The 24,100-nt window shown below is 56.2% G+C and carries 19 protein-coding genes; 8 read left to right on the top strand and 11 right to left on the bottom strand.

The genetic code is table 11. The annotated features are described in order from the left end of the window. Nucleotides 1–136 precede the first annotated feature (136 nt). The 4 genes from H6G53_RS16255 to H6G53_RS16270 all read right to left on the bottom strand — a co-directional run bounded on the left by H6G53_RS16255 (nt 137) and on the right by H6G53_RS16270 (nt 3,469). Complete coding sequence (locus H6G53_RS16255) at nt 137–580, bottom strand: hypothetical protein (RefSeq protein ID WP_190527039.1); 444 nt, start codon at nt 578–580, stop codon at nt 137–139. A gap of 262 nt (nt 581–842) precedes the next feature. Next, nucleotides 843–1,193, bottom strand: a complete 351-nt coding sequence (locus H6G53_RS16260) for a DUF1257 domain-containing protein (RefSeq protein WP_099532151.1) — start codon at nt 1,191–1,193, stop codon at nt 843–845. A gap of 187 nt (nt 1,194–1,380) precedes the next feature. Further along, nucleotides 1,381–2,892, bottom strand: a complete 1,512-nt coding sequence (locus H6G53_RS16265; RefSeq protein ID WP_099532152.1) for an AAA family ATPase — start codon at nt 2,890–2,892, stop codon at nt 1,381–1,383. Nucleotides 2,893–3,070: 178 nt separating this feature from the next. Continuing rightward, nucleotides 3,071–3,469, bottom strand: coding sequence for a hypothetical protein (locus tag H6G53_RS16270; RefSeq protein ID WP_242026224.1), 399 nt, complete (start codon nt 3,467–3,469; stop codon nt 3,071–3,073). 319 nt (nt 3,470–3,788) lie between these two features. Here H6G53_RS16270 and H6G53_RS16275 point away from each other — a divergent pair, with 319 nt between their 5' ends. Further along, the gene (locus tag H6G53_RS16275; RefSeq protein WP_190527041.1) at nt 3,789–4,277 is read left to right on the top strand and encodes a flavin reductase family protein; all 489 of its coding nucleotides are present in this window, start codon (nt 3,789–3,791) and stop codon (nt 4,275–4,277) included. A gap of 90 nt (nt 4,278–4,367) precedes the next feature. Beyond that, entirely contained in the window at nt 4,368–6,737 is a 2,370-nt protein-coding gene (recJ, locus tag H6G53_RS16280) for a single-stranded-DNA-specific exonuclease RecJ (RefSeq protein ID WP_190534749.1), read from the top strand. Between the two features lie 68 nt (nt 6,738–6,805). On the opposite strand, the gene H6G53_RS16285 is transcribed toward recJ, so the two are convergent. Beyond that, entirely contained in the window at nt 6,806–8,329 is a 1,524-nt protein-coding gene (locus H6G53_RS16285) for a DnaJ domain-containing protein (protein WP_190534751.1), read from the bottom strand. A 510-nt stretch (nt 8,330–8,839) separates the two neighbouring features. Next, nucleotides 8,840–10,099: a sensor histidine kinase KdpD gene (locus H6G53_RS16290; protein WP_099532155.1), complete on the bottom strand. Its 1,260-nt coding sequence runs from the start codon at nt 10,097–10,099 to the stop codon at nt 8,840–8,842. 151 nt (nt 10,100–10,250) lie between these two features. Between H6G53_RS16290 and H6G53_RS16295 the strand changes: the two genes are divergently transcribed. After that, nucleotides 10,251–10,445 carry a hypothetical protein gene (locus H6G53_RS16295; protein ID WP_190534753.1) on the top strand — a complete coding sequence of 65 codons (195 nt, stop codon included), beginning with the start codon at nt 10,251–10,253 and terminating at the stop codon, nt 10,443–10,445. Nucleotides 10,446–10,682: 237 nt separating this feature from the next. Here the strand turns inward: H6G53_RS16295 and H6G53_RS16300 are convergent, their stop codons facing one another. Next, complete coding sequence (locus tag H6G53_RS16300; RefSeq protein ID WP_099532157.1) at nt 10,683–11,342, bottom strand: nucleoside triphosphate pyrophosphatase; 660 nt, start codon at nt 11,340–11,342, stop codon at nt 10,683–10,685. Between the two features lie 332 nt (nt 11,343–11,674). Next, a complete protein-coding gene (psbP, locus tag H6G53_RS16305) occupies nt 11,675–12,241 on the bottom strand; it encodes a photosystem II reaction center PsbP (RefSeq protein WP_190534756.1) in 567 nt (188 codons plus the stop codon). A 350-nt stretch (nt 12,242–12,591) separates the two neighbouring features. Between psbP and H6G53_RS19035 the strand changes: the two genes are divergently transcribed. The 3 genes from H6G53_RS19035 to H6G53_RS16315 all read left to right on the top strand — a co-directional run bounded on the left by H6G53_RS19035 (nt 12,592) and on the right by H6G53_RS16315 (nt 16,990). Next, nucleotides 12,592–12,726, top strand: coding sequence for a hypothetical protein (locus tag H6G53_RS19035; protein ID WP_255407483.1), 135 nt, complete (start codon nt 12,592–12,594; stop codon nt 12,724–12,726). A 174-nt stretch (nt 12,727–12,900) separates the two neighbouring features. Continuing rightward, nucleotides 12,901–15,624: a cyanophycin synthetase gene (gene cphA, locus H6G53_RS16310; RefSeq protein ID WP_190527049.1), complete on the top strand. Its 2,724-nt coding sequence runs from the start codon at nt 12,901–12,903 to the stop codon at nt 15,622–15,624. Between the two features lie 46 nt (nt 15,625–15,670). Beyond that, a complete protein-coding gene (locus H6G53_RS16315; RefSeq protein ID WP_242030774.1) occupies nt 15,671–16,990 on the top strand; it encodes a pitrilysin family protein in 1,320 nt (439 codons plus the stop codon). An 84-nt stretch (nt 16,991–17,074) separates the two neighbouring features. Here H6G53_RS16315 and hisA read toward each other — a convergent pair whose 3' ends face one another. The 3 genes from hisA to H6G53_RS16330 form a co-directional block, all read right to left on the bottom strand. Next, nucleotides 17,075–17,857, bottom strand: a complete 783-nt coding sequence (gene hisA, locus H6G53_RS16320) for a 1-(5-phosphoribosyl)-5-[(5-phosphoribosylamino)methylideneamino]imidazole-4-carboxamide isomerase (protein ID WP_099532160.1) — start codon at nt 17,855–17,857, stop codon at nt 17,075–17,077. Between the two features lie 443 nt (nt 17,858–18,300). Beyond that, nucleotides 18,301–19,323 (bottom strand): ribose-phosphate pyrophosphokinase, encoded by a 1,023-nt coding sequence (locus H6G53_RS16325; RefSeq protein ID WP_190356020.1) that lies wholly within the window; start codon nt 19,321–19,323, stop codon nt 18,301–18,303. Nucleotides 19,324–19,415: 92 nt separating this feature from the next. Beyond that, on the bottom strand, nt 19,416–20,570 hold the full coding sequence (locus tag H6G53_RS16330) for an RNA-guided endonuclease TnpB family protein (RefSeq protein ID WP_190534759.1): 1,155 nt from the start codon (nt 20,568–20,570) through the stop codon (nt 19,416–19,418). A 787-nt stretch (nt 20,571–21,357) separates the two neighbouring features. On the opposite strand from H6G53_RS16330, the gene H6G53_RS16335 reads away from it, so the two are divergent. Both H6G53_RS16335 and bioD read left to right on the top strand, forming a co-directional pair. Further along, on the top strand, nt 21,358–23,289 hold the full coding sequence (locus H6G53_RS16335; protein WP_190534762.1) for a serine/threonine-protein kinase: 1,932 nt from the start codon (nt 21,358–21,360) through the stop codon (nt 23,287–23,289). Nucleotides 23,290–23,387: 98 nt separating this feature from the next. Beyond that, nucleotides 23,388–24,095: a dethiobiotin synthase gene (gene bioD, locus H6G53_RS16340; RefSeq protein ID WP_190534765.1), complete on the top strand. Its 708-nt coding sequence runs from the start codon at nt 23,388–23,390 to the stop codon at nt 24,093–24,095. Nucleotides 24,096–24,100: the final 5 nt, after the last annotated feature.

Consider the following 24,100-nt stretch of genomic DNA (forward strand, 5'->3'; position numbering starts at 1 on the left):
TGGCTGGTTTGCCCTGGCCCAATGGCATGGCCCAATGGCATAGCCCTATGGCCTACAGGATTAATTTTAGGGGGTGGATGGAAATTGCCGATCGCCCCAGTTGCCCACCGCTCGGGTTAATCAACGGCGCTGCTCACTAGTCCAGCAACCAATCTATCAATCCCACCGGTTCCCAAATCAACACCACCCAACTCAGCAGATACAGCCCGATCGGCAACAACCGGTAGCCCACCGCCCCTCTGGACTCTGTTTTGGCCCAGTAGCGCCAATGGGCAAAAATCGCCACTGCCGTCAGCACAAACCAAGGAATCAGGCTCAGAACGGTAAACCCCAGGGCCAAGCTTGCCGCCTGCAACCAAGCTTGATAAGCCGCGTCGTTGTGACCGAACAGGTAAGGGTCATTGATCCAAGGCTGTGGCACTTTTCCTAAAATTCGGGTGGCTTGGAGGCAAGCCCCCGCTCCGGTGATCAGTAAGCTGATTGGGGCGATCGCCAAAATCCAGTGAGCCACCGTCATGCCCCGCCGTGCGATCGGGTGCATCATCACGGGCCGCAAATTCAGCCGAGGAAAGGATCGCATCCACTAAGACCCAAAAAACAAGTAATCAACTAATCAACAGCAACCAATGGCAATGAACCCAAAAACCAAATAGCACCCAATCGCAAAAATCAGTAATCAATCAATAACAATTAACCAATAACAATCAAAAAAACCAGGCAATACCAACCAATAAACAGCAATCAACCAACAACAATCAACCAACAACAATCAACCAACAAAATAGGCTGGCCGGGTAACCCGACCAGCCAGCAAGCTTAGGAACGCGCAGACAAAGCGGTTGCTACTGAACCACCAATTTCACATTGGCATTTTGCAGCCCAGGACGCTTCACCTCCGCCAGCGTCTTATTCACCGCATATTTTTGGTTGATCGAATTGATCAGCTCCGTTTGGTTGTGCTTCTTCGCCACACCCCACAGATCCGCAATCAGATCGTAGGAGCCGTCAGCATTGCGCGACCAGCCCAGGTCATATTCCCCTTCCAGGATCGCAACCAGATCAGCGCGAACCCGCTGGCCGTTATAGCCACGCACATCGGCGCTGGTTTTGGTCTGAATGCCCAGGTCGCACAGGGATTGGCGCAGGATTTCCACATCAGTAATCTTGGTGCGCAGGGTGCTGAAGTGAGACATGAGGGTTTCCTCCTGTGGATGGAAATTGCGTGAACGACAACAACTAGGGGTTCAATGGCAAGCACGAAGTTGGGAGGCTTCGATGCTTGGTTTCAATGCGCTAGCCAACCGGGATTCCAGATGCTGAACGGGTTGGAACTGGGGGGCTAGCCCTCCTCCCGTTGGGAGACGGGAGAAAGCTTGGGGGTCACCACTCCTGGCGGATGTAGTCCGCGACAGCAGCGGCGGCAGGACGGGCACGCTGGCGGGCCCAGTCGCGCAATGCCGTTACCTGCTCGGTCATGGTTCTCGACAGCGGCAGGGTTGCCTTGATCGCTGCGATGATGTCGAGTTGGGTAAACTCGCGATCTTGGGCAAAGGCTTCGTACATGGCCGCGAAGATGGCCTGTTCGATTTCTGCGCCGGAGAAACCATCGGAAACTTTGGCAAGTTGATCCAAATCAAAGCGGGAGATTTCAGAACGCCGCTTTTCGAGGTGGATTTGGAAGATTTCGCTCCGTTCGTCCTGGGTGGGCAAATCGACGAAGAAGATTTCGTCAAACCGGCCTTTGCGCAGGAACTCGCCGGGGAGCCGATCGACCCGGTTGGCCGTCGCCATCACAAACACCGGGGAAGTTTTTTCCTGCATCCAGGTCAGAAAGGAGCCAAAGATGCGGCTGGAAGTTCCTCCATCGGAGTCGGCGGAACCGGCGGAACCGGCGAAGGCCTTGTCCAGTTCATCAATGAACAGGATGACGGGGGAAATCGACTCGGCGGTTTTGAGCACCATCCGCAGGTTCTTTTCCGATCGCCCCACGGTGGAGCCGTCGTAGATGCGCCCCATATCCAAGCGCAGCAGGGGCAAACCCCACAGCCGGGAGGTGGTTTTGGCAATTAGAGACTTACCGCAACCGGGCACACCCAAAATCAGCATTCCCTTCGGTTGGGGTAAGCCGTATTCGCGGGCCCGCTCGGTGAAGGCATTGGAGCGCTGGGTCAGCCACCGTTTCAGCTCTTCGAGACCACCGACCGATTCGATCGTCTCGTCTTCGTCCATGTATTCCAAAATGCCGTTGCGACGAATCAACTGCTGCTTTTCGGACAGGACGATTTCGACTTCCGATTCGGTGAGCTTGCCGGTGCTCACATGGGCTTTGCGGTAGACCTTTTCGGCTTCGTCACGGGTGAGACCGAGGGCTGCTTTGAGCAGTTTCTCACGGGCGATCGGGCTGAGAGGGCGCGATCGGGTCTCTTCGAGTTGTTCACCCAACACCTGATCGAGTTCGTTCAGGGTGGGCAGGGGGAAATCCAACACCACGACTTCTTTTTCAAGCTCGATCGGGATTTCTTGAACCGGCGACATCAACACGATCGTTTTTTGCATCCCCTTAAACTGGGCGATCGCGTCTCGCAGCCAGCGCTTCACCCCTGGTGAGTCGATGTAGGGATGGAAGTCTTTGAGGATATAGATTCCGGGGTCGCGTTGGCGCACAATCCACTCGATCGCGGCTTCCGGCGAAACGGTGTTGTGTTGCGTCACCGTGCGGGGTTGGCCATATTCCACCACCCCATGGGTCACCGTCCAAACAAACAGACGGCGGGGTTGCGTTTTGGATTGGGCAAGGCGGGCGATCGCCTGTTCAGCGCGTTCCTCTTCATAGGTTAGGAGGTAAACCAGCGGATATTGCGCTCTGACCAGGACGCTTAGTTGCTCTTGCATAACCCTCGACCCATTCCGCTTGAGTTGGACATGCGATGGACTAGCTCAGAGATTGGAAATTGCTCTCCATCTAGCCCAACGTGATTAGCCAAAGTGATTAGTAAGTATCTAGCGAGTCCTGAGCGAAATCCTTAAGGGGCTAACCCGCAACCGGAACTGAAGCCATTTGGCAGTTGCTTCAGCAAGGTACAAGGCTTTCGCTGTTGGAATCGTCCGTGTCGCTACTGGGAGCTTCCTCCTCAGCGGACTCTGGAGCACCAGCCCGAACCGTCAGGGCCCGTTCGATCGACAGCGTATCTTCGGCAAGAATGCCAGGCTGGCTTCCAAGACCAACCAATTCACCGTCACGCAGGACTGTGGAGGTTTGACAGACAGGGCAGCTGTAGACCCGGTGGGTACGCCCGTAGGGTTCGCTGTGCTCGTCAATTACCTCAGGGTGTTCGAGGTAAAAAGCCACGGCCCTTTCGACAATTGCGGACATGGGTTCCGACTCAACTGCCGCCCGGATTTTGAGTTGACGATGCAACTGTTGGGGGAAGTAGAGCGTGACTTTTTGCTTGTCCTGTTTGTCTTGCATATAACTACAAATGAATTACCCGGGTATGAATGTTAAGGTATCGGGGCAACGCTAGTCTGTCAAGACAGAAAGCCGTCTTGCTGTCTTTTTCGTAATCTTTCTTTACAAACAATCCAAGCCTTCATGGCTCAATTCACGGCGCTAAAACGGGTTAATCGGTGATTGGGCGGAACTTTGAGGGCGATCGGCTGCGATACACTCAGCAAGGGATTTGCAAACGGCGACGCGATCGATCATTGACATCCGCAATTGGCATTCGTGATTGACATTCGTGGCCGTTAGTTGCCCCGCCTATTCACCCGATCGAGGAGTTCGCACCATGCTCGATGAACAAGCCAAAAAGACCATGCTCCGGAAAATTCCCCACGGCATCTATGTTTGTGGCGTGCGGGATGAGGCGGGCGAAGATGTGAACGCCTTTACGGCCAGTTGGGTCATGCAAGGCTCGTTTAAGCCGCCTTTGCTGGTGAACTGTGTGAATCGGGAATCTGGTTCCCACGCCATGATTGAAGCGAGCGGCGTGTTTGCGTTGACGGTGTTGGAAGCGGGCCAAAAGGATTTGGCGGCTCAATTTTTTAAGCCCCGTCGCCGGGTGGGCAACAAGTTTGAAGACATCGAGTTCTATTTGGGCGAAGCGACGGGCTGCCCAATTTTGCCCGACTCCCTGGGCTATGTGGAGTGCAAGGTGGTTGGCTCGATCGCCCATGGTGATCACACGGTTTTTGTGGGCGAAGTGATTGGCGCAGGCATCCATCGGGAAGGGGAAGCCCTCACCCTAGAAAGCACCGGCTGGAACTACGGCGGCTAGGTGTGGCTTGGTTAACTTCCTGGCTGAAATTGGCTGGCTTCGTCAGCTTGTTTCAGTTGGCCCGTTGTAGTTAACCCATGGATTTTGCCCATGGATATTGAAGCGGCTTGGCAATTCCCGATCGAACCTCCCCCGGTGGACTGGGTGGCGGCGGTGCAATCAATGCTCGATCGCCTGGATGCGGTGCAGGTGGGCAACCCGAAGGCGGCGGATCTCAAAGAAAGTCGTTCACCGCAAGGCGATCGGGCCCGGTGGCTGGCCCAAGTGTTGTGGGAACGAGGTTGGCGTGATCCGCGCACCTTGGCCGGGTGGCTCTCGGCAGAGCACTATCAACCCACGGGGCCGGAGGGGTTTGGCTCCGAAATGGCCCAGGCGATCGCGCGGTTGGTGTTGGCCCATGAACGGGGCGATCGGGTGGCCATTTGGGGAGATTTTGATGCGGATGGCGTGACGGCCACGGCGGTGCTGTGGGACGGGTTGGGGCAGTTTTTTCCCCAGGGCGATCGGCTCACTTATTTTGTGCCCGATCGCCTCAAAGAATCCCACGGGTTATCCCGATCGGGGTTGGCGGCCCTGGCGGCGGCCGGTTGGCAACTGATCGTGACCTGCGACACGGGCAGCACCAACCTGGCGGAGTTGGCGATCGCGCGGGATTTGGGCTTGGAAGTGATTGTGACCGATCACCACAGCTTGCCCGACCAACGGCCGGACTTGGTGGCGTTGGTGAACCCGCGCGCACTCCCGATCGATTCGCCCTTGGCCAGTCTTTCGGGTGTGGCCGTGGCCTACAAATTGGTGGAAGCCCTTTACCAAGCCTTGCCCACGGTTCCCCAACAGCCCCTCTCGGCCTTGCTGGATCTGGTGGCGATCGGGCTAATTGCGGATTTGGTGGAACTGCGGGGCGATGCTCGGTACTTGGCCCAAGTGGGATTGCAGCATCTCCAAAAAACCGATCGCCCCGGATTGCAACTGTTGCTGGAGCGATGCAAGAAAACGGGCGATCGCCCCTCTGATATTGCCTTTGGCCTGGGGCCGCGCATCAATGCGGCCAGCCGCATCTATGGCGATGCTCACTTTTGCATTGAACTGCTGACCAGTCGTGATCGCGATCGGTGTCGCCAATTAGCTGACCAAGTGGAAGCGGCCAACAGTCGCCGCAAAGCCCTGCAAAACGATGTGCTGTGGCGGGCCCGATCGCGCCTGGCCGCCGCCGATTGGTCTACCACCGCCGTGATTGTGTTGGCGGAAGCGGGTTGGCCCTTGGGCGTTTTGGGGCTAGTGGCGGGTCAACTGGTGCAGGAATTTAACCGCCCCGTGGTGTTGCTGACCCTGGAAGGCGACATGGCGAAGGGATCCGCTCGATCGCTCCCGGGTCTGGATTTTTATGAAGTCCTGAAGCAACAAACCCATTTGCTCGATCGATTTGGGGGCCATCCCCTGGCAGCGGGGTTGGCTTTGCCGGTGGCCAATCTGGATTTGTTTACCCAAGCCCTGGAACGGGAAGTGCGTCAACGCTGCCCAGCCCGATCGCCCCAGCCCATCACGGCCGATTTGACCGTCACCGTGGCAGACCTGTTGCTCGATCGGGGACGGGCCCTGTTTCAAGCCCTGAAGTGGCTGGAACCTTGCGGCATGGGAAACCCGGCTCCGCGTTTGCTGATTCGGCAAGTTCGGTTCCAAAACCTGCAAGTCCGCCGCCTGCACCTGGGATCCCAAAAATTGCGGTATCTCTACACCCGCTTTGAAATTCAAGATGATTCGGCTACCGAACCTTTCCCGGGCATTTGGTGGGACTGTTTGCCGGAAGCCATTCCCAAGGGTTTCTGTGACTTGGTGGCGGAGTTGGATTTCAATGCCCGCGATAAGTGCTATCAATTGCGGCCCTTGGCAGTGCGCCCAGCCGATCGCCCCTTGGTGCGCGATCTCGCTGGTACGATTCCCGTTTGGGATTATCGGCAAGGGTTACCTGCCGCCGAATTGCCATCGCCCACCGCAATGTTGTGGGTTGATCAATGCCCCACCCGTTGGGAAGACTGGCAGCAAATCGCCCGCCAAGCCCTAGACGATCAACGCCCGATCGCCCTGACCTATCAGCCAATTTTGGAACCCAGCCCCGATCGCACCTGGCAAACCCTTTTGGGGATGGCGAAATATCTCAGCCGCACCGGCCAAACCGTCGATCGAGCAGTCTTATCAGCGCGATTAGCCCTCAGCCCCCAAGCAATTGAACTCGGCCTCAATGCCCTGGCGGCGATCGGCCTGAACCCAAGGGAGCAGGATTGCCACCTGAGGTTTCAACCCCAAGCCTTGGATGCGATGGAAACTGAAGCGACCACCCGATCGCGGGCGATCGCCCAATTTTGGGCGATCGTCCAAGAAGAGCGCTTTCACCATCAATATTTCGCCACCATGCCCCCAGCAGCACTTCAGGATCTGGATCCGCGCCTCCAACCCCATTGATCACCCTTGATCGCATGATCGCAACAATCGCGAAGGGAGAAAAGTGGGAGTTCAGCCAGTTGCAAACCCTACTCTCCAATAAGCATGACAGCTCCCGTTTCCAAGCCACAGAAGATCCGTTTGCCATCGGTGACCACTGCCCGGCCAGGCGCTGGCAAACTCAGGGTTTTTAGCGGGCGATCGGTCGATAGGTTCCAAAACTGAAGCGTGCAATCATCTCCTGTGCTGAGGAACCAAGTGCTATGGGGAGCAAACGCGATCGCTCGCACTGACCCTTGATGGCTCTGTAACAATTGGGTAGTGGGTTTGGGGGAGGCCAGGGATAGTTGAATCGTTGCTCCTTGGGCTAGGGCGATCGCCCGTCGATCGGGACTCCAAGCCAGAGCATTCACCGGCTGTGAGAGTGACCATCGCCGCTGAATTTTGGACTGTTGTAAATCCAGCAACTGTAGCCCGCAGGACTGCCCGCCCAATAATGCTGACCGACCGCAGGCACTAATCACAGCGTTCAAGTCAGATCCTTGCGGTGCGCGTACTTCCGAAGAGCACTGTTGCTCGGTGGCTGACCACCGCAAAGTTGATCGCCCCGCTTTCAAGTCCCAATGGCAAATCGTTCCTTGGGTATCAACACTCCACAATCCAAACCCGTCAGGTGCAAACCTCAAAGCGTTAATCCCAGCCCCGAAGTTTAACCACCGTTCATCCAGTGTTGCCCCCACCCGTTGCCGCCGACCATCCCAAATCCAAATCACACCATTGGCAGAACCGATCGCCCACAGATACCCATCCCGACTCGCCGCCAGCGCCGTTAGTTCTCCCTCAAATTGCCGTGATTGTGATCCATTTGCCGCAGCATCAAGGCCCTGTAGTTGCAGCCATCGATCATGGCCGATCGTTCCTAGCCGTAATCCCGAAGCTTCCAAGACCATGGCGATGACCGGGCCCTGATGGTTCAAGATTGGCCCGCGCACGGCGCTGAAGCGATCCACCATGGATTCGGGGGTGTTGGTGGCCGGTGGCGCAGGAGGGCGCGCACTAGACTTTTGGCGTGCCTTTCGATTCCGTTGCAGTTCCTGAATTTTTTGCCAATCTTGTCGAGCCAGATAATCAGACCCCTTGCGCCTAGCCACTTCATAGCGCAACTCATAGGCTGCTAAATAGTCCGGTTCTAGGAGAATTGCGTCGTTCAGATAGTTTTGGGCCGCCGTGTAGCTCCCTCGTGCCATGCAGTCGATCGCATAGCCATAAAAAATTTGAGCAGGCGATCGGGCAGGCCCAGGCCGGGATGAGACCCGAACACGATTAGCCCTAGCTGTTGTGCCTTGGGTTGTGGCGGGTGACGGCGGTTGTGAAGGCTGGTTGGTTACGGGTTGAGTGCCGATTTGGGTCAGGTGTTCCTTGATTTGCCGATAAGCCGCATTAATTTGCTTGAGTTTTGCTTCTGCGATCTTGCATAGCTCCGGATCCTCAGTAAATCGATCGGGATGCCAAACTTTGGCTAATTGGCGATAGGCTAACTTGACTGCTTCGATTGATGCATCAGCCTGAACTTCTAGTAATTGATAGCACTGAGTCAGAGTCAGTTGAGACACGCAGCGACCACCTCATCTGGTGTTGATGATCGTAAGGCGATTATCAATCAACTTCAAGTATTCAAGGAGCTTTCATCAACTGATCTGAATGCCTGATCTGATCAGCTAATAGAAGTTCAGTAAAAATACGGTACTAATCAATCAAATTCGATTGATTTTTGATCAAATCAGTCATTAAGATTATTCATAAATTGTTATCCAGCTATGGTTGAACTGATTTTTAATCTGGCATGAATGAATTGCCACTCAATTATGGTTGATCTGATTTTTAATCTGGATCGTGCTTCTTCTCGAACTACCCTCTAAAGTCGTTGCCTTTGAACTTAATTTGAAAAACTCTCTGGCTTATAAAAGCTTGAATAATTCACCAGAGAATATGTAGTTAAAAGGCAACAACTTTTGGGATTTGGGTACTGGCGCTAATGACTTGAGTTCATCAAGCGTTGGCGAAATTGAAAACGGGCACTTGCAAAATTTGCAACGAACTTGGGTTGAAACGGTAAGCGTGGGTTAGCCATCCGCAAAGCCGGAAGCAGCGTGATGATTGGTAGAACCTAGTGCAATCATCGGTAGCCAAACGGTGAATAGGCTGCCTTGCTGTAATTCGCTATCGAGTTCAATTTTGCCGTGATGCAATTGAACGCACTGGGCAATGATGGCTAAACCCAATCCAGTGCCGGGAATGTCAGCAACGTTGGATCCTCTGGTAAATTGTTGAAAAATCCGTTCCTGATCGGTGCTACAAATGCCGATGCCGTGGTCGCGAACCTGTAGGAGTAGGAAGTTACTTTGTTGCGATAGAAAAACCTCGATTGTGCCGCCATTTGGTGAATATTTGACGGCATTGTCCAAGAGGTTGTTGGTAATCAGCCGAAATAGGCGAGCATCGGCCCAAATTTGAGAATGATCTAGGCGATCGTGGATCGTGATGTGACACAGGGCGGGTGCAATTTGTTGGCAACGATCGACCACTTCCCTCAGCAAGGCAGAGACATCTAACCAGGCAGGTTCAAACCGCAATCGACCGGAATCAGCCTCAATTAAGACCGTGAGATCGTTAAATTCCGAAAGGGTTTTTTCCGCTAAACAACCGATCCGCTTCAGGTAGGCTCGCTGTTGTTCGGCGGGCCAATGATCCCAAAACCGATCCATGAGTTGGGCATAGGATTGGATGGCTCCGATCGCGCTGCGGGAGTCATGGAGGGCGATCGCAGCCAGTTGGTTGCGATCGATCAATTGCTGTTCCAACGACACCTGACAGCGCCGGGCTTCGCGATCGGCCAAGCATCGGCTGCTCACCGCATCGAGCATGGCCCGCCCTTGCTCGGGAGTCCAAGGCAACCCCACCACGCCCCAGATGCCGCCATGGGTGAGGGCTGAAACCAATGGCGCGATTGAGGAGGGCAGGGGACGCATCACCACCACCAAAGAGGGCAGCCCCGATTGGCGATATAGCCAATCCACTAGTGCCAGCATTGGCTTCACCGTTTCCGGCATCACCAACAGCACCAACAGTTCCACCTTAGCCAGCTCACGCAGGGGTGGATCCGTTTGGGATCGCAATTGGGCTAAAGAGTCGATCGTCCAGTGATCAAACAACACATGGCCAGACTCCTGAATCAGAGATTCCCAAATCAGGCGTTCTGAAGTCTCATTGCCTCCAACCAGCGCCACAATCAGAGACTGTGACTCGGAAGGAACCGATTCGTGGTTGGAGCCGGAAGCTGTGGGTGGGCGATTGGGCACACTGGCCGAATTGGAAAAATTCATGAACACATGCTTAAACCTCGTCGGCGGCGATCGATGGCTGGCGATGCAACCCCATCCCCCTAAACATCGAAACTTCGCTTCCGTAAATGCCAGATTTTAATTATCAACTTGCTGGTGGGATTCAGACCAGTTGAAGCGCTGCAAAACAGTCGTGAAAATCCCGATCGCAGCGCTGGCAGAAACTACCGCACCATTAGACAAAATGACCAATCCGGCTCTGTTTACTTTGCACGAAGTTGGTTTGGATAGGTCGCAATTTTTCCGTTTTGATCGCCGGCCGGTGATGTCGATCAAAACTGAAAAGTTGATGCTTGTTGCCCCTAAATTTCAATCGTACCGCCCTTAGCTCCCGTGTCACCAGTGGATTGAGCGACAGAAAGGCTAAAAATGTTCCTGAATGCCAAGATCCACCGCTGAGGCTGAATTTCAGGCTGAAATTCTGGAGTGGGTTGCTGGAATTGATGGAAATTGACTGGGTATGGACTGGATCGGGACTGGATCTGAATCTGGCACAACGGGCCCAAGACTAAAGCCGGCCCCCATTTCAGGGGCCGACGCAGCCGCCAGCGATTCCAGTTTGTCTTTAAAGGGCTGGGGTTTGCCAAAGTTGCGTTACGTCGTATCCCAACTCCCCTAACATGCGACGCAAGAGGGGCAAGCTGAGGCCAATCACATTCATGTGGCAGCCTTCGATTTTCTCCACAAACAGGCCGCCGCGACCTTCGAGGGCAAAACACCCGGCGCATTGCATGGGTTCGCCCGTGGCGATGTAGGCCGCAATTTCGGCATCGGTGGGGGTTGCGAAATGAACACGGGTGGTGGCGGACTGGATCAACTCCCGATCGCTCGCCAAATCAATCAGCACATGGCCCGTGTACAGATCACCAATTTTCCCCCGCATCTGTTGCCAGCGCTCCATGGCCTCGGCGGGTGAGTCGGGTTTGCCATAGACTTCCCCATTCACCAACAGCACGGAATCGCAACCCAAAACCACGATCGAGCTACCCAGTTCATGGGATCCCAATAGGGACTGCCGCAGGGCCGGTTCCTGCCGCAGCCGATTGACAATCACCCGTGCCTTGCCCTGGGCCAGCACTTGCACCAGTTGTCCTGGATCAAAGACGGTGACGGAATCTTCATCGAAATCGCTGGGACAGACGATCGGGGGAATGCCTGCCATCTGGAGGAGTTTGCGGCGAGCAGGAGAGGCGGAAGCTAACACCAGTTGCAAGGGGTTAGGCATAGTCTTGGTCAGTTAGTAATCGACAGGTTAGGAGATGGGGTTGACGGGGGTGAATCGGGGGTGAATCCACGGATAAGGAAGCGGCGGAAGTTCGGGTGAAAGGGTGGCGGTTGGCCTTGGTCAGGATTGCCCAGACCCTACCAAGGAAACAGGGCAACAGCCTTGCCATTGCCCTGTCTGAATGATTGACGCGGTAGCGATCGATCGCTATCCAGCGCTATCCAGTTGACTGCCATTGAGGTTCGATCGCCACTTCGCCACCGATATCGATCACCTGAGTGCGGCCGATCGCCCGTTGGTTGTCGCTGTCGCCCCGGCTGAGGCCAAGTTGCCTAGTCTACGGAGAACGATCGAACAACCGTTTCAAACATGTCTTTCACCTTGTCCCAACGCCCTTCGGAGGCGGAAATGTTCAAGGTGTAGAGCTGGCCACGGCTAACGGCAACGCTGGCCAGGTTGTGGCGCTCTTGGTTAGGCAGCTTCACGGCATATTCCAGCAAGTAATAGGTTTTGCCGTTGGCTTCTCGGGCCTCGGCGTTCACCAGTTCGGCGGTGCGTCCGGAGCCGGGCGGGGCGATCGCACTCTTAGAAAGGCGATAACCCACTTCGCTGGGAGTTCCCAAATCGGGCAGGGCTTTGCCGCTGGGAACGGGGTTGATCACAACGCTGACGTTTTCGGTTTCTTGAATCAGGTCATGGAAGACCACATCGGGCCCGCCGGCCACTTTGACGGCCACCCACCCGATCGGGTACAGGAATCGATAGCCTTTGGTGGCATCAATGTAGGCCTTCAAGCCGCTGGCCGGAGCGGCGCAGGCTTGCAGCGCCACCACAACCGTCAGCAACAACGCGATCGCGAGGCGTTTCCAAGTGGAGCGGTTCAGGGACGAAAATTGCATGGGTTTCGAGTTCGATCGGGCGTTGCAAAACGGAGCATGAAGGACTGCTGCGTCCTCAATCACGAGGGATGACACGCAGGATTAGATTACACGCGGGATTAGTTGTTAATGATTGACAGCATCGTTATGATCGCGACAATCACAACGACCCGCATCACTGACCCGCATCACTAATAATTTCAGATGCCGCCTAGCGGGTTGGCTAGCGAGCAATCCAACGCGATTTCATCTTAAACCGCCCCGGCCCCGGCCGATCCAGACCCAGCTCGGGAACCGGCGAATCCGGATCACGCCGCCCATTCTTCCAGATTTCTTTTGATCCCCATTCGGAGACCCGCTCGATCGCCAATATGGCTCGCAAGGGCGTGATCACAGGGCGGCCCCAAGGCTTTGCCGATCGGGTCTATCTCCCACTAGACAACACCTTGGCCATTTTGGGCGATCAATCCCCGTCCATTCCCCTTGGCCTCTGTTGCTGTTTGTGAACCAAGCGGCTAACCTGACAGCTAAGAATTCTGAAAAAATTGTTCCTCAGGAACAGTTCAGTATCATCGTCAGCACTGAGACTAAGCTAATCCTTCGGTGTCGCTGACTCGTTAGATGACGGTTGGGTCACGCATCTCCCCGTTCTTTTTGAACCTTCCTCAACACTGCCTCCGATGAAGATCCTGAAAGTCCAGACGCTCCGCGGCCCCAATTATTGGAGCATTCGCCGCCATAAGCTTGTCGTTTTGCGTTTGGATTTGGCGGACTTGGCTGATCGCCCCTCCAACGAGATTCCGGGGTTCTACGAAGGACTGGTGGAAGCCCTGCCCAGCTTAATGGAGCATCACTGCTCGCGGGGCAAGCGGGGTGGTTTTCTGGAGCGGGTGCGCGAAGGCACGATGATGGGGCACATCGTGGAGCATGTGGCCCTGGAACTTCAGGAATTGACGCAGATGCCCGTGGGGTTTGGGCGCACGCGCGAAACCTCAGAGCCAGGGGTTTATTTGGTGGCGATCGAGTATGAAAACGAGCGGGCTGGGCGGTATGCGGCCCGAGCGGCCGTGCGTCTGTGCCGCAGCATTGTGGACTCGGGCAGCTATCCCCGGGCCGAGCTGGAGCAAGACTTGCAGGATCTGGAGGAAATTCGGGCAGAGGAAGCCCTTGGCCCCAGCACGGAATCCCTGGTGCGCGAGGCAGAGCGCCGGGGAATTCCTTGGCGGCAGTTGGCGGCACGCTCCCTGATTCAGTTGGGGTATGGGGTTCGCCAAAAGCGGGTGCAAGCGACCCTGAGCGATCGCACGGGAATTTTGGCGGTGGAGTTGGCCTGCGACAAGGACGGCACCAAGCGGGTTTTGGCCGATGCGGGCGTGCCGGTTCCTCGGGGGACAACGGTTCGATACCTAGACGAGCTACAGGATGCGATCGAGGAGGTCGGTGGCTACCCGATCGCGATCAAGCCCTTGGACGGCAACCATGGCCGAGGGATCACCCTGGACATTGAATCTTGGGAAGCGGCAGAAGAAGCCTACGAAATGGCCATGGCCGATTCCAAGTCCCAGACGATTTTGGTGGAGCGGTTTTATAAGGGGAATGACCACCGGGTGTTGGTGGTCAATGGTCAGGTGGTGGCCGTGGCGGAGCGCGTACCGGCTCGGGTGATTGGAGATGGGCGATCGACCATTCAGGCGTTGATTGACGAAACCAATCGCGATCCGCGTCGGGGCAGTGGCCACGATAATGTGCTCACCAAAATCACGATTGATCGCCCCTTGGAGCAAATGCTGGAGCGGCAAAGCCTGACCCTCGATACTGTGCTCGATCGGGGCGAAATTTGCTATTTGCGAGGCACGGCGAACCTGAGTACCGGCGGCATTGCCATCGATCGCACCGATGAAATTCACCCGGAAAACATCTGGTTAGCCCAACGAGTGGTCAAGATCATTGGCCTGGACATTGCCGGGATCGATATTGTTACGCCCGATATTTCCCGCCCCCTGCGCGAAAACGGGGGTGTGGTGATTGAAGTGAACGCTGCGCCGGGCTTCCGGATGCATGTGCAGCCCAGTGAAGGCATTCCCCGCAACGTGGCGGAACCGGTGCTGGATATGCTGTTTCCGCCCGGGTCGCCGGCCCATGTGCCGATCGTGTCGGTGACCGGTACCAACGGCAAAACCACCACCACTCGCCTGATTGCCCATATCTATCGCCAAACGGGACAAGTGGTGGGCTACACGACCACCGATGGCACTTACATCGGTGAATACATGGTGGAACCCGGGGACAACACCGGCCCCCAAAGTGCCAACCTGATCCTGCAAGATCCAACCGTGGAAGTGGCCATTCTGGAAACGGCTCGGGGAGGTATTTTGCGATCGGGCTTGGCGTTCGATCGCTGCGATGTGGGCGTGGTGTTGAATGTGGCCGCTGACCACCTGGGTCTGGGGGACATCGACACGATCGAGCAAATGGCCCGCGTGAAAGCGGTGGTGGCGGAAGCCGCGGCCCCCGATGGCTATGCGGTGCTCAATGCGGATGATCCCCTGGTGGCGGCCATGGCGGAGCATGTGTTGGCCCAAGTCACCTATTTCTCCATGAACCCGGAGAACCCGATCGTGCGGGAACATGCCCGACAGGGAGGCTTGGCCGCTGTTTATGAAAACGGCTACCTGTCGATTCTCAAAGGTGATTGGACCCTGCGGATCGATCGAGCCGAAAACATTCCCCTCACCCTGGGCGGAAAGGCCGCTTTCCAAATTGCCAATGCCCTGGCCGCCAGTTTGGCCGCCTTTGCCCAAGGGGTGCGCATTGAAGCAATTCGTCAGGCCCTGATGACCTTCACGTCCAGTGCCAAGCAGACCCCGGGGCGAATGAATCTGTTTGATTTGGGTCGCTACCACGCCCTAGTGGACTACGCTCACAATCCCGCTGGCTATGAAGCGGTGGGCGTGTTTGTCCAAAACTGGCCCGGCACCAAGGTGGGTGTGGTCGGTGGCCCGGGCGATCGCCGTGATGAGGACTTCCAATTGCTGGGCAAGCTGGCGGCCCAAATGTTCGATGAAATTCTGATCAAGGAAGATGACGACAATCGCGGTCGGGCCCGGGGCAGCGCCGCTCGCCAAATCGAAGCGGGCATCACTGCCGCTCGCCAAGAAGGGATCGCGCGGGTTCGCCGGTTTGAAACCATCCTGGATGAAACCACGGCAGTGAATACAGCCCTCGATCGGGCGGTGGATGGCGGGTTAGTGGTGGTTTTCCCGGAAAGTGTCAGCCGTGCCATTGACCTGATTGAGGCCCGCGGCCCTCGGGAGACCACGAAAACAACGCCCACCCCCAAAACCCCGATCGCCGATCCCGCTAGTAACCGCACCAGCCAGCACAGTGAGGTGAAATCGGTCTAGGCTAATAGCGGTCTAACTAAATCCTACCTTTCCGCGAGCTGAGCCAATGATGTCGCCAAGCTTGTTTGCCCCGGCCCTGCCGCCGATCGAAACCGTCCGTACTGGGCCGTTAATTCGGCGGTTAGACTGTGGTGCACTCGCGATTGTGGAGCAGATGCCCGTTGAGGCGGTCAATCTCAGTTTGTGGGTCAATGCTGGTTCAGCGATCGAACCTGAACCCATTAATGGCATGGCCCACTTTTTGGAGCACATGGTGTTTAAAGGGAGCGATCGGCTCGCCCTCGGGGAATTTGAGCAGCGGATTGAAGCTTGCGGAGCGGTCACCAACGCCGCCACCAGCCAAGACTACACCCAGTTTTATTTGACCGCCGCTCCCCAGGATTTTGCGGCCCTGGCTCCTTTGCAATTTGACGTGGCATTGCGGCCCCAGTTGCCGGCCGCGGAATTTGACCGGGAGCGCCATGTGGTGCTCGAAGAAATTCGCCGCAGCCAAGACAATCCCCGCCGTCGCACCTTCCAAGCGGTGATGAACCTGGCCTTTGAGACCTTGCCCTATAACCGGCCGGTGTTGGGCCCCACGGAAGTGATTGCCCACTTGGATGTGCAACAGATGCGGGACTTCCATGATCGCCACTATCGCCCGCAGTCGGTGACGGCCGTGGCGGTGGGTAATTTGCCGCCGGAGCAGTTATTCGAGATTTTGGAAACCGGCTTCAACGAGGCCTGGCGCGATCGGGACTGGTCGGGTTTGCCGGTGGCCACGCCATCGTTGATCCCAGAGTTGCCGTTCGATCGCATTGAACGCCGGGAAATCATTGACCCATCATTGCAACAGGCCCGCCTGATCATGCTCTGGCGCGCTCCGGGGCTACAGGACTTGCGGGAAACCTATCCGCTGGATGTGTTGGCGGCGGTGTTGGGCCATGGCCGCACCTCGCGCCTGGTGCGGGACTTGCGGGAAGAGCGGCGATTGGTGTCCAAGGTTTCGGCCACCAATTTGACCTACCGTGCTCAAGGAACGTTTTATTTGGCCGCCCATTGTGAGCCGGAGCATTTGCCAGAGCTGGAAGCCCGCTTGCAGGATCACATGGCGCGTATTGGTTCGGAACCGGTGAGCATGGCGGAGGTCGATCGGGTGCGGGCGCGGGTGGCTAATGGGTTTGTGTTTGGCAATGAAACCCCCGCGAATCGATCGAACCTCTATGGCTACTACCAAACCTTGGTGGGCAATGTGGACGCGGCCCTGCGATATCCCGATGCTGTCCGTTGCCTGACCCCAGAAGATTTGCAGCGGGCCGCCCAGCAATATTTGAATCCCCAGGCCTATGGGTTGGTGATTCTGCGCCCCGCTGCTGCTCAGGGTTAGGGCTAAGGATTAACAAGGATTGGGCGATCGCTGCGGATGGCCCCCTCAATCGCATTGGATTCCGGGGCTGCCTCAATGGCTGAGTTACCCGATCGCCTCCTGACCAAAATTCAGGGGGAGATCTTGAATTCGGCCCGGGCCCACCGCCTGGATGGCCTCCTTGAGATCCACGTTGCCGGTGTAGAGGGCGCGACCGACAATCGCCCCCGTGACTCCCACCGGCTCCAGGGCCAGCAGCCCCAATAAATCGGTGACGGAACTGATGCCCCCGGAGGCAATCACGGGAATGGAAATCCCTTCCGCCAGCTCGCGCAGGGCTTCCTTGTTGGGGCCTGCCAAAGTGCCATCCCGGTGAATATCCGTGTAAACAATGGCCGCCGCGCCCCAGTCCTGAACGCGCTGGGCCAATTCCACCGCTCGCACTTCGGAGGTTTCCAGCCAACCCCGGGTTGCAACCCAGCCATTGCGGGCATCAATGCCAATTACGATCCGCCCGGGAAATTCCGCGCACCAGGCGGCCACTTCGTCCGGCTGCTCCACGGCCACGGTTCCCACAATCGCTCTGGTGATCCCCAGTTCAAACAGGCGGGCCGCGCGATCGCGGGTTCGGATGCCGCCTCCCACTTGAATTTGAATCGGGCGATCGCCCAGTTGTTGGGTAATAGCCGCGATCGCCTGGAGATTCACGGGTTCTCCCGTTTTGGCCCCATCCAAGTCAACCAGGTGCAACCAACTGGCCCCCGCCGTCATCCACCGCTGGGCAACCATCACCGGATCATCACCAAAGGTTTCCGCGCGATCGTAGTCACCTTGAAAGAGCCGGACACAACGTCCACCCAACAGATCGATCGCCGGAAAAATATCCATGGCTAATCCTCATCCTTCAGAAAATACAAAATCGAAAATCCCAACCAATCTACCTGAAGGCTGTAATTCGCAACATAGGGCATTAGCCAGGTTTTGGATGGCCCCCTGCATCGAAATGGGTTAATCAACAGTTTCAGGTCGTCTTCAGGTCGTCGAGATCGCCCCCAATTACGCTTAATCGCGCTCGATCACACCCAATGGCAATTCCGAATGGTAATTCCGAAAAGCCAGCGAAAACAAACGATCGACCGTGAATGCCCCCGTTGGGTTTCTCGGTCGATCGTCCGTCACCCTTGAGTTTTAGGACAATGCTGAGGAATTTTGTTCTTGCAGGAGCAATGGCCAGAAGCCACCTTCCGAACGAACTCGCTCCCTCCACCATCCATCAGTGAATCTCAGCCCCAGTCAGCTAGCTCCGCAGGCGCATCCTTGAATCATGGATATTAGTCATTGATAAACATGCTGCTAACTGACGTGTCTTCGTGGATGCGCCAAATGGTTTCGCCCAGCACATTCGCCACCGACAAAACCGTGAGCTGGTCAAAATGGTGGTGATCCATCATCGGAATCGTGTTGGTGACAATCACCTCTTCAAATAACCCACTGGACAAGCGCTCGATCGCCGGAGGAGACAACACCGCATGGGTGGCACAGGCATAAACCTGGCGTGCCCCTTCCCGACGCAGCATCCGGGCCCCTTCCGTGAGCGTGCCGCCTGTGTCGATGATGTCATCCACCAAAACGGCCGTTTTGCCCTTCACGTCACCAATGACGTTCAGCACTTCCGCCACATTGTGCATTTGGCGGCGCTTGTCAATGATCGCCAGGGGCGCATCGTTCAGGCGCTTAGCAAAGGCCCGGGCCCGCGCCACCCCGCCCACATCGGGCGACACCACGACAATATCCGACAGGTTCTTGCTTTCGAGGTAGTCGATCAGGACTGGCGCACCAAAAACATGATCGAGCGGAATATCGAAATAGCCTTGGATTTGCGCTGAATGCAAGTCCATGGCCAACACCCGATCGGCTCCGGATTTCACAACCAGATTCGCCACCAGTTTGGCCGTAATCGATTCCCGGCCGGCCGTCTTGCGATCGGCCCTGGCATAGCCGTAGTAGGGAATCACAGCGGTGACTTGGCGCGCCGAAGCCCGGCGGCAAGCATCCACCATGATCAACAATTCCATTAGATGATCATTCACAGGGCGACAAACCGGTTGGATCAGATAAACATCACAACCCCGGATTGACTCCTGAATTTGAACATAAAGCTCACCGTCGGCGAACCGTTTGCGAACCATTGGTCCCAACGGTAACCCCAGGTATGCAGCAACTTCTTCGGCCAAGGCGACATTTGCCGATCCTGAGAAGATGCGAAGTCGGCTCTTTTCCGTCACTTCGCGATGCGAAGTCGGCAGCGGAGAAGTCGCAGAGCAAATCACGGCAGACCCTCGAAGCGCGTTCATGGCAATCTTAGCATTTCCTTCCAATTTTCTTTGGATTTGCGTCCGTCACTAATTCACTAACAATTGCTGCAATTGACTAGCAAATGCAGTAATCAGGAAACTTCCTGCTTCATTGCGGCGAAGTCGGCTTCTTCCGCTCCACAGACTGACACGACCGGACTGGCCGCCTTTTTCAAATTGATTGCGGCATTTAAGTCGCGATCAATTTGCAATCCACAGTGGTCACAATTAAACACCCGCTCTGACAGCGATAGGGTCTCTTTTTTCTTGCCGCAACGGGAACAAGTCTTGCTAGATGGAAACCAGCGATCCACGATCACCAGTTCAGAGCCATACAACTTTGTCTTGTAATCCAGTTGCCGCCGAAACTCGTAGAACCCCATATCCTGAATCGCCTTGGCTAGCTTGTGATTCGCCATCATTCCGGACACATTCAGATCCTCAATGACCACCACGCCGTGGTTCTTGGCGAGGTAGGTCGTGAGTTTGTGGATGGTGTCTTTACGGATATTGGCGATTTGCTGATGCAACCGGGCGATCCTCAATTGAGCCTTTTTCCAATTGGCAGACCCGCGTTGCTTGTGACGATTTAGCCATTGCAACCGAGAGAGCCGGGACTCCAGTTGTCTGTAGGCTTTAGCGCCTTCAAACACTTCTCCAGTGCTGAGCGTTGCTAGGGACTTGACACCCAAATCAACACCAACAATTTCAACCGCTTTAGGTGTGATGACGGGTTCGATCTCAATCCGAAACGAGATGAACCAATCATTCGCTCGGCGGCTGATTGTGACTGATTTAGGTTGAACATTTTGAGGTAATGCTTCATAGGTCTTCAGGATGCCAATCTTAGGAACCTGAATTTTATTCAGTCCCTTGATATGAATAGCTCCATCCAGTTCAAAGGAGTCATGGCGACCCTTTTTCTTGAATTTAGGAGCGCCTGAAGTCTTTTTGAAGCATCGATCCCAAGCCACCCGTAAATGACGTAAAGCATTTTGGGGTGCGCTTTTGGAGACTTCGTAGTACCAAGGGTGTTCAGACTTCACCAAGGCTACCAACCACTTATGCAAATCAATGGCCGATGGGAATTTAATTTTTTCGTCAGTATTTGATCGGTTGTGATCAAGGATGTCTCTAGTCAGTCCCAATCCCCAATTCCAAGCATGACGTGCAACACCGGCATGGCGAGCTAATGCGGTGCGTTGTTGGTTGTTGAGCTTGAGTTGAGTTTTGAATCCGAGTAGCATCTGTTCATTGTATGACAGCCTCTAGAATGGATTCACATTTTTCAGAGAATTTGAGCAGATGACAGAAAATCAATCACTGTTGATTAACCTTTGCACGATCGGGCGGCAATTGTGACAGAAAACGGGGGCAGTTTAACGAGTTCAATGGGGCGATCGACCATCCCCTAGCCCGATCGGCTAGGATGAGTCCCGAGGGTTGCCCAAACGGGCAATTTAACACCCAGCCCAACCCCAAACAGGGGCAAAACCCTGACTGGTGGTGCGGGCCACCGCGAGTTCTGGCCAGTTCCCGAGTCGATCGCAACGGGACAAGCCCAGGCTGCATCTGGCGGCAGATGCGGCTCAACTTGCTACCCCCAAGGAAGCGGCTAGGGACTCAGCGGAATCGCTAGCCAATGGAGATCCAACCCAATGGATCTTCAACCAACAACCGCCGCCCAGTTTCTTGGGCGGTTGTGCCGGGCGATTGATTGATCGCAGACCTGGGATAATCAGGGGAAATGGGGGTTGGGTGACAACAATGCCGCTAATCGCCCCAAGCCTGATCGGTTCATTCAGCCCTATAAATTGGTTTTAGCGCCGGTTGCGTCTGAACAATCAAAATCACCCGACTCCTTTAATGGTTCGATCAAACAATTGATCAGTCCAATGGGGCGATGCAAGTCACGGAGTAAATTGGTTTTTTCTGAATTTCGCCTGAGTTTCGCCTGAGTTTTTGCTCGATCATCGCCTGACTATTGCCTGACTGAATTGCCATTTCAACTGTTCTTCGATCGCCCCGAGTCCCATGCAACCGTCCCTGCCCCCCGGAACTGTTCTCCAAAATCGCTATCGCCTTGTGGAAGTGTTGGGACAGGGTGGCTTTGGGCGCACCTACCTGGCGGAGGATTTGGGGCGATTTGGCGAGCGCTGTGCCCTCAAGGAATTCACGCCGCCCGTGGGCGATGCCTACGCCCTCGAAAAATCCAATGAACTGTTCCGGCGCGAGGCAGCGGTTCTTTACCAAATCAATCACCCACAAATTCCCAAGTTTCAGGCCACCTTTGAGGCGGAGGGTCGCCTATTTTTGGTGCAGGACTACGTGCAGGGCAATACCTATCGATCGCTTCTAGATAGCCGCCTGCACCATGGCCAGCTCTTTGCGGAAGGGGAAGTGTTCTACCTCTTGCAACAGTTGCTCCCCGTGTTGAGCTACCTGCACAATTTGGGGATCATTCACCGGGATATCTCGCCGGAAAACATTATTCTGCGGGAGCACGATCGACTGCCCGTGTTGATTGACTTTGGGGCCATCAAAGAAATGGCCACCCGCTTTCAACAACCGGGAGCCACGGCCGTGCAGGCCACCACCGTTGGTAAGAGCGGCTATGCCCCCAGCGAACAAATTCAAACCGGCCGCGCTTACCCCAGCAGCGATCTCTATGCCTTGGCCGCCACGGTGTTGGTGTTGCTGACGGGGCGAGAACCCCAGGATTTGCTAGACGATCGCACCCTTACCTGGCATTGGGATCAGTATGTGCCCCTCACGCCGGCCTTGGGAGATCTGCTACGACGGATGTTGGCCTATCAACCGACGGAGCGCTATCCCTCTGCCTCCTTGGTGCTTCAGGCGTTGCAGGAGGTGACGTTGGATGCGACGGCCCGCCCCGTGGCCCAGCCGCCCTCCACTTCAACCCCAACTCCGGCAGCGCCGGCCCCAGCCGTTAATCCCACGGGAACTGTCCCTTCAACCATGGCGACGGTGGTGGTGGGTCGGGCTGCGCCGCCTCCGATCGCCCCCCGATCGCCCGCACCGGCCCCGGCTCCCGGCCCCGATTGGAGCGTGGAACCCCGAGGATCCTTGATGGATAACCCTTGGGCGGTGACGGTGTTAGGCGTGTTGTTGGTGGTGGGGACGGGAGTGGGTTCCTGGTCGCTGGTGAATCAATTCCTGAGCCGATCGCCCAACAACAGCAACCCCACACCAACCGCGACGGTTTCCGAAAGTCCGCCGCTGCCTAGCCCTTCCCCCACGCCATCCCCCACCCCGTCCCCTAGCCCGATCGCCTCGCCTGTGGTCTCCACCCAGCGGTTGAACCTTCAGCCCGCCGGGGATTTTGAAGATTCCCGCACCCTGGGTGAAAACGAAACCCTGATCTATCGTTTCCAGGCCGGCGCTGAGCAACCCCTCAGCATTTCCGTGGCAGGCAATAACGTGATTGCTAGTCTCCTGGCTCCCGATGGTGACCCGGCGGATCGATCGAGCCGGGATCTGCGCCAATGGGATGGCGTGATTGCCGTGGCTGGTGAATATGCCCTGCAAGTGCGCGTGGCCCCCGGTGCGCCCAGGGGAGACTACCGCCTGCGCTTACGGCTAGCGGCGGCTCCCGCTTCCCCCAGTCCGGAGCCAAGCCCCACGCCAACGCCCACCCCGACTCCGGAGCCAACTCCCAGCCCCAGCCCAGAACCAACCCGCCAACCCACCTCGCGCAACTTCCGAGGTGTGACTCAGCCCCAGGTTCCCCAAACCTTTGGTTTTGAAGCCCAGGCGGGTCAGCAAATTTCAATTAGTATTCCTTCCGGTTTGCGAGCCACGGTGTTTGGCCCCAATGGCCCGATTCCGGACATGGAAGGACTGGAAGGATCCGTCAGTTTGGAAGCGCCCGTGGGCGGCAACTACGGCATTGAAGTGTCTTCGGATTTGGAAATGCCCTTTGAGATTGCCGTGCGGGTTCGGTAGCAACCGTGATCAAACCCTTGGAGCGAGAAGCGGCAAGGCGATCAGCCTGAGTAGTGCTGAAGCCGATGGAAGCACGCTAAACCAACAGGAGAATGGGAATGAGTGAAAGACGACCGCAGCAACTGGCGATCGCGGGGAGCGATACGGAAGTGGGCAAAACGGTCTTTGTGCTGGCACTGGCGGCCTATTGGCAGCAGCATTGTCAAAAACAAGGGGCCTTGGGCCTGCTGAAACCGGTGCAGTCCGGGGAGGGCGATCGGGAAATTTATGGGGAATTATTTGCGGATTTGCATCAAAGCCCCGAATCCTTTAATCCCATTCGGCTACAGGCTCCCTTGGCTCCCCCGATCGCGGCGGAACGGGAAGGCAAAACGATCGACCTGGCCTTGGCCTGGCAAGCTCTGCAAACCCTCCAGAGCGATCGCTCCTTCATTTTGATTGAAGGGGCCGGAGGCTTGGGGTCGCCGGTCACTTGGGAGTTGACCTTTGCGGATGTGGTGGCCGCTTGGCGGTTGCCGTTGGTGTTGGTGGTGTCGGTCAAGTTGGGGGCGATCGCCCAAACGGTGGCGAATGTGGCCCTGGCTCGTCAATTCCAAATTCCGCTGCGGGGCATTGTGCTGAATGAAGTGACGGCCGTGAGCGCGGCCGATCGAGAAGCTTTAGCCCCCATCGGTCTGATTGAAAGCCTGACCCATGTGCCGGTGCTGGGCTATTTGCCCCATGTGGACAATTGGCGCGATCGCGCGGCTCTGGCCGCAGCGGCGGCACACCTGAACCTGGAGCCATTGGGTATCAGCCCCTATTGAAGTGG

Source organism: Limnothrix sp. FACHB-406, from assembly GCF_014698235.1.
Lineage (GTDB): Bacteria > Cyanobacteriota > Cyanobacteriia > CACIAM-69d > CACIAM-69d > CACIAM-69d.

Bases quoted from the DNA above. Each gene is read 5' to 3' on its own strand.
- H6G53_RS16255 (WP_190527039.1), bottom strand. From the start codon at position 580: ATGCGATCCTTTCCTCGGCTGAATTTGCGGCCCGTGATGATGCACCCG.
- H6G53_RS16260 (WP_099532151.1), bottom strand. From the start codon at position 1,193: ATGTCTCACTTCAGCACCCTGCGCACCAAGATTACTGATGTGGAAATC.
- H6G53_RS16265 (WP_099532152.1), bottom strand. From the start codon at position 2,892: ATGCAAGAGCAACTAAGCGTCCTGGTCAGAGCGCAATATCCGCTGGTT.
- H6G53_RS16270 (WP_242026224.1), bottom strand. From the start codon at position 3,469: ATGCAAGACAAACAGGACAAGCAAAAAGTCACGCTCTACTTCCCCCAA.
- H6G53_RS16275 (WP_190527041.1), top strand. From the start codon at position 3,789: ATGCTCGATGAACAAGCCAAAAAGACCATGCTCCGGAAAATTCCCCAC.
- recJ (WP_190534749.1), top strand. From the start codon at position 4,368: ATGGATATTGAAGCGGCTTGGCAATTCCCGATCGAACCTCCCCCGGTG.
- H6G53_RS16290 (WP_099532155.1), bottom strand. From the start codon at position 10,099: ATGAATTTTTCCAATTCGGCCAGTGTGCCCAATCGCCCACCCACAGCT.
- H6G53_RS16300 (WP_099532157.1), bottom strand. From the start codon at position 11,342: ATGCCTAACCCCTTGCAACTGGTGTTAGCTTCCGCCTCTCCTGCTCGC.
- psbP (WP_190534756.1), bottom strand. From the start codon at position 12,241: ATGCAATTTTCGTCCCTGAACCGCTCCACTTGGAAACGCCTCGCGATC.
- H6G53_RS19035 (WP_255407483.1), top strand. From the start codon at position 12,592: ATGGCTCGCAAGGGCGTGATCACAGGGCGGCCCCAAGGCTTTGCCGAT.
- cphA (WP_190527049.1), top strand. From the start codon at position 12,901: ATGAAGATCCTGAAAGTCCAGACGCTCCGCGGCCCCAATTATTGGAGC.
- H6G53_RS16315 (WP_242030774.1), top strand. From the start codon at position 15,671: ATGATGTCGCCAAGCTTGTTTGCCCCGGCCCTGCCGCCGATCGAAACC.
- hisA (WP_099532160.1), bottom strand. From the start codon at position 17,857: ATGGATATTTTTCCGGCGATCGATCTGTTGGGTGGACGTTGTGTCCGG.
- H6G53_RS16325 (WP_190356020.1), bottom strand. From the start codon at position 19,323: ATGAACGCGCTTCGAGGGTCTGCCGTGATTTGCTCTGCGACTTCTCCG.
- H6G53_RS16330 (WP_190534759.1), bottom strand. From the start codon at position 20,570: ATGCTACTCGGATTCAAAACTCAACTCAAGCTCAACAACCAACAACGC.
- H6G53_RS16335 (WP_190534762.1), top strand. From the start codon at position 21,358: ATGCAACCGTCCCTGCCCCCCGGAACTGTTCTCCAAAATCGCTATCGC.
- bioD (WP_190534765.1), top strand. From the start codon at position 23,388: ATGAGTGAAAGACGACCGCAGCAACTGGCGATCGCGGGGAGCGATACG.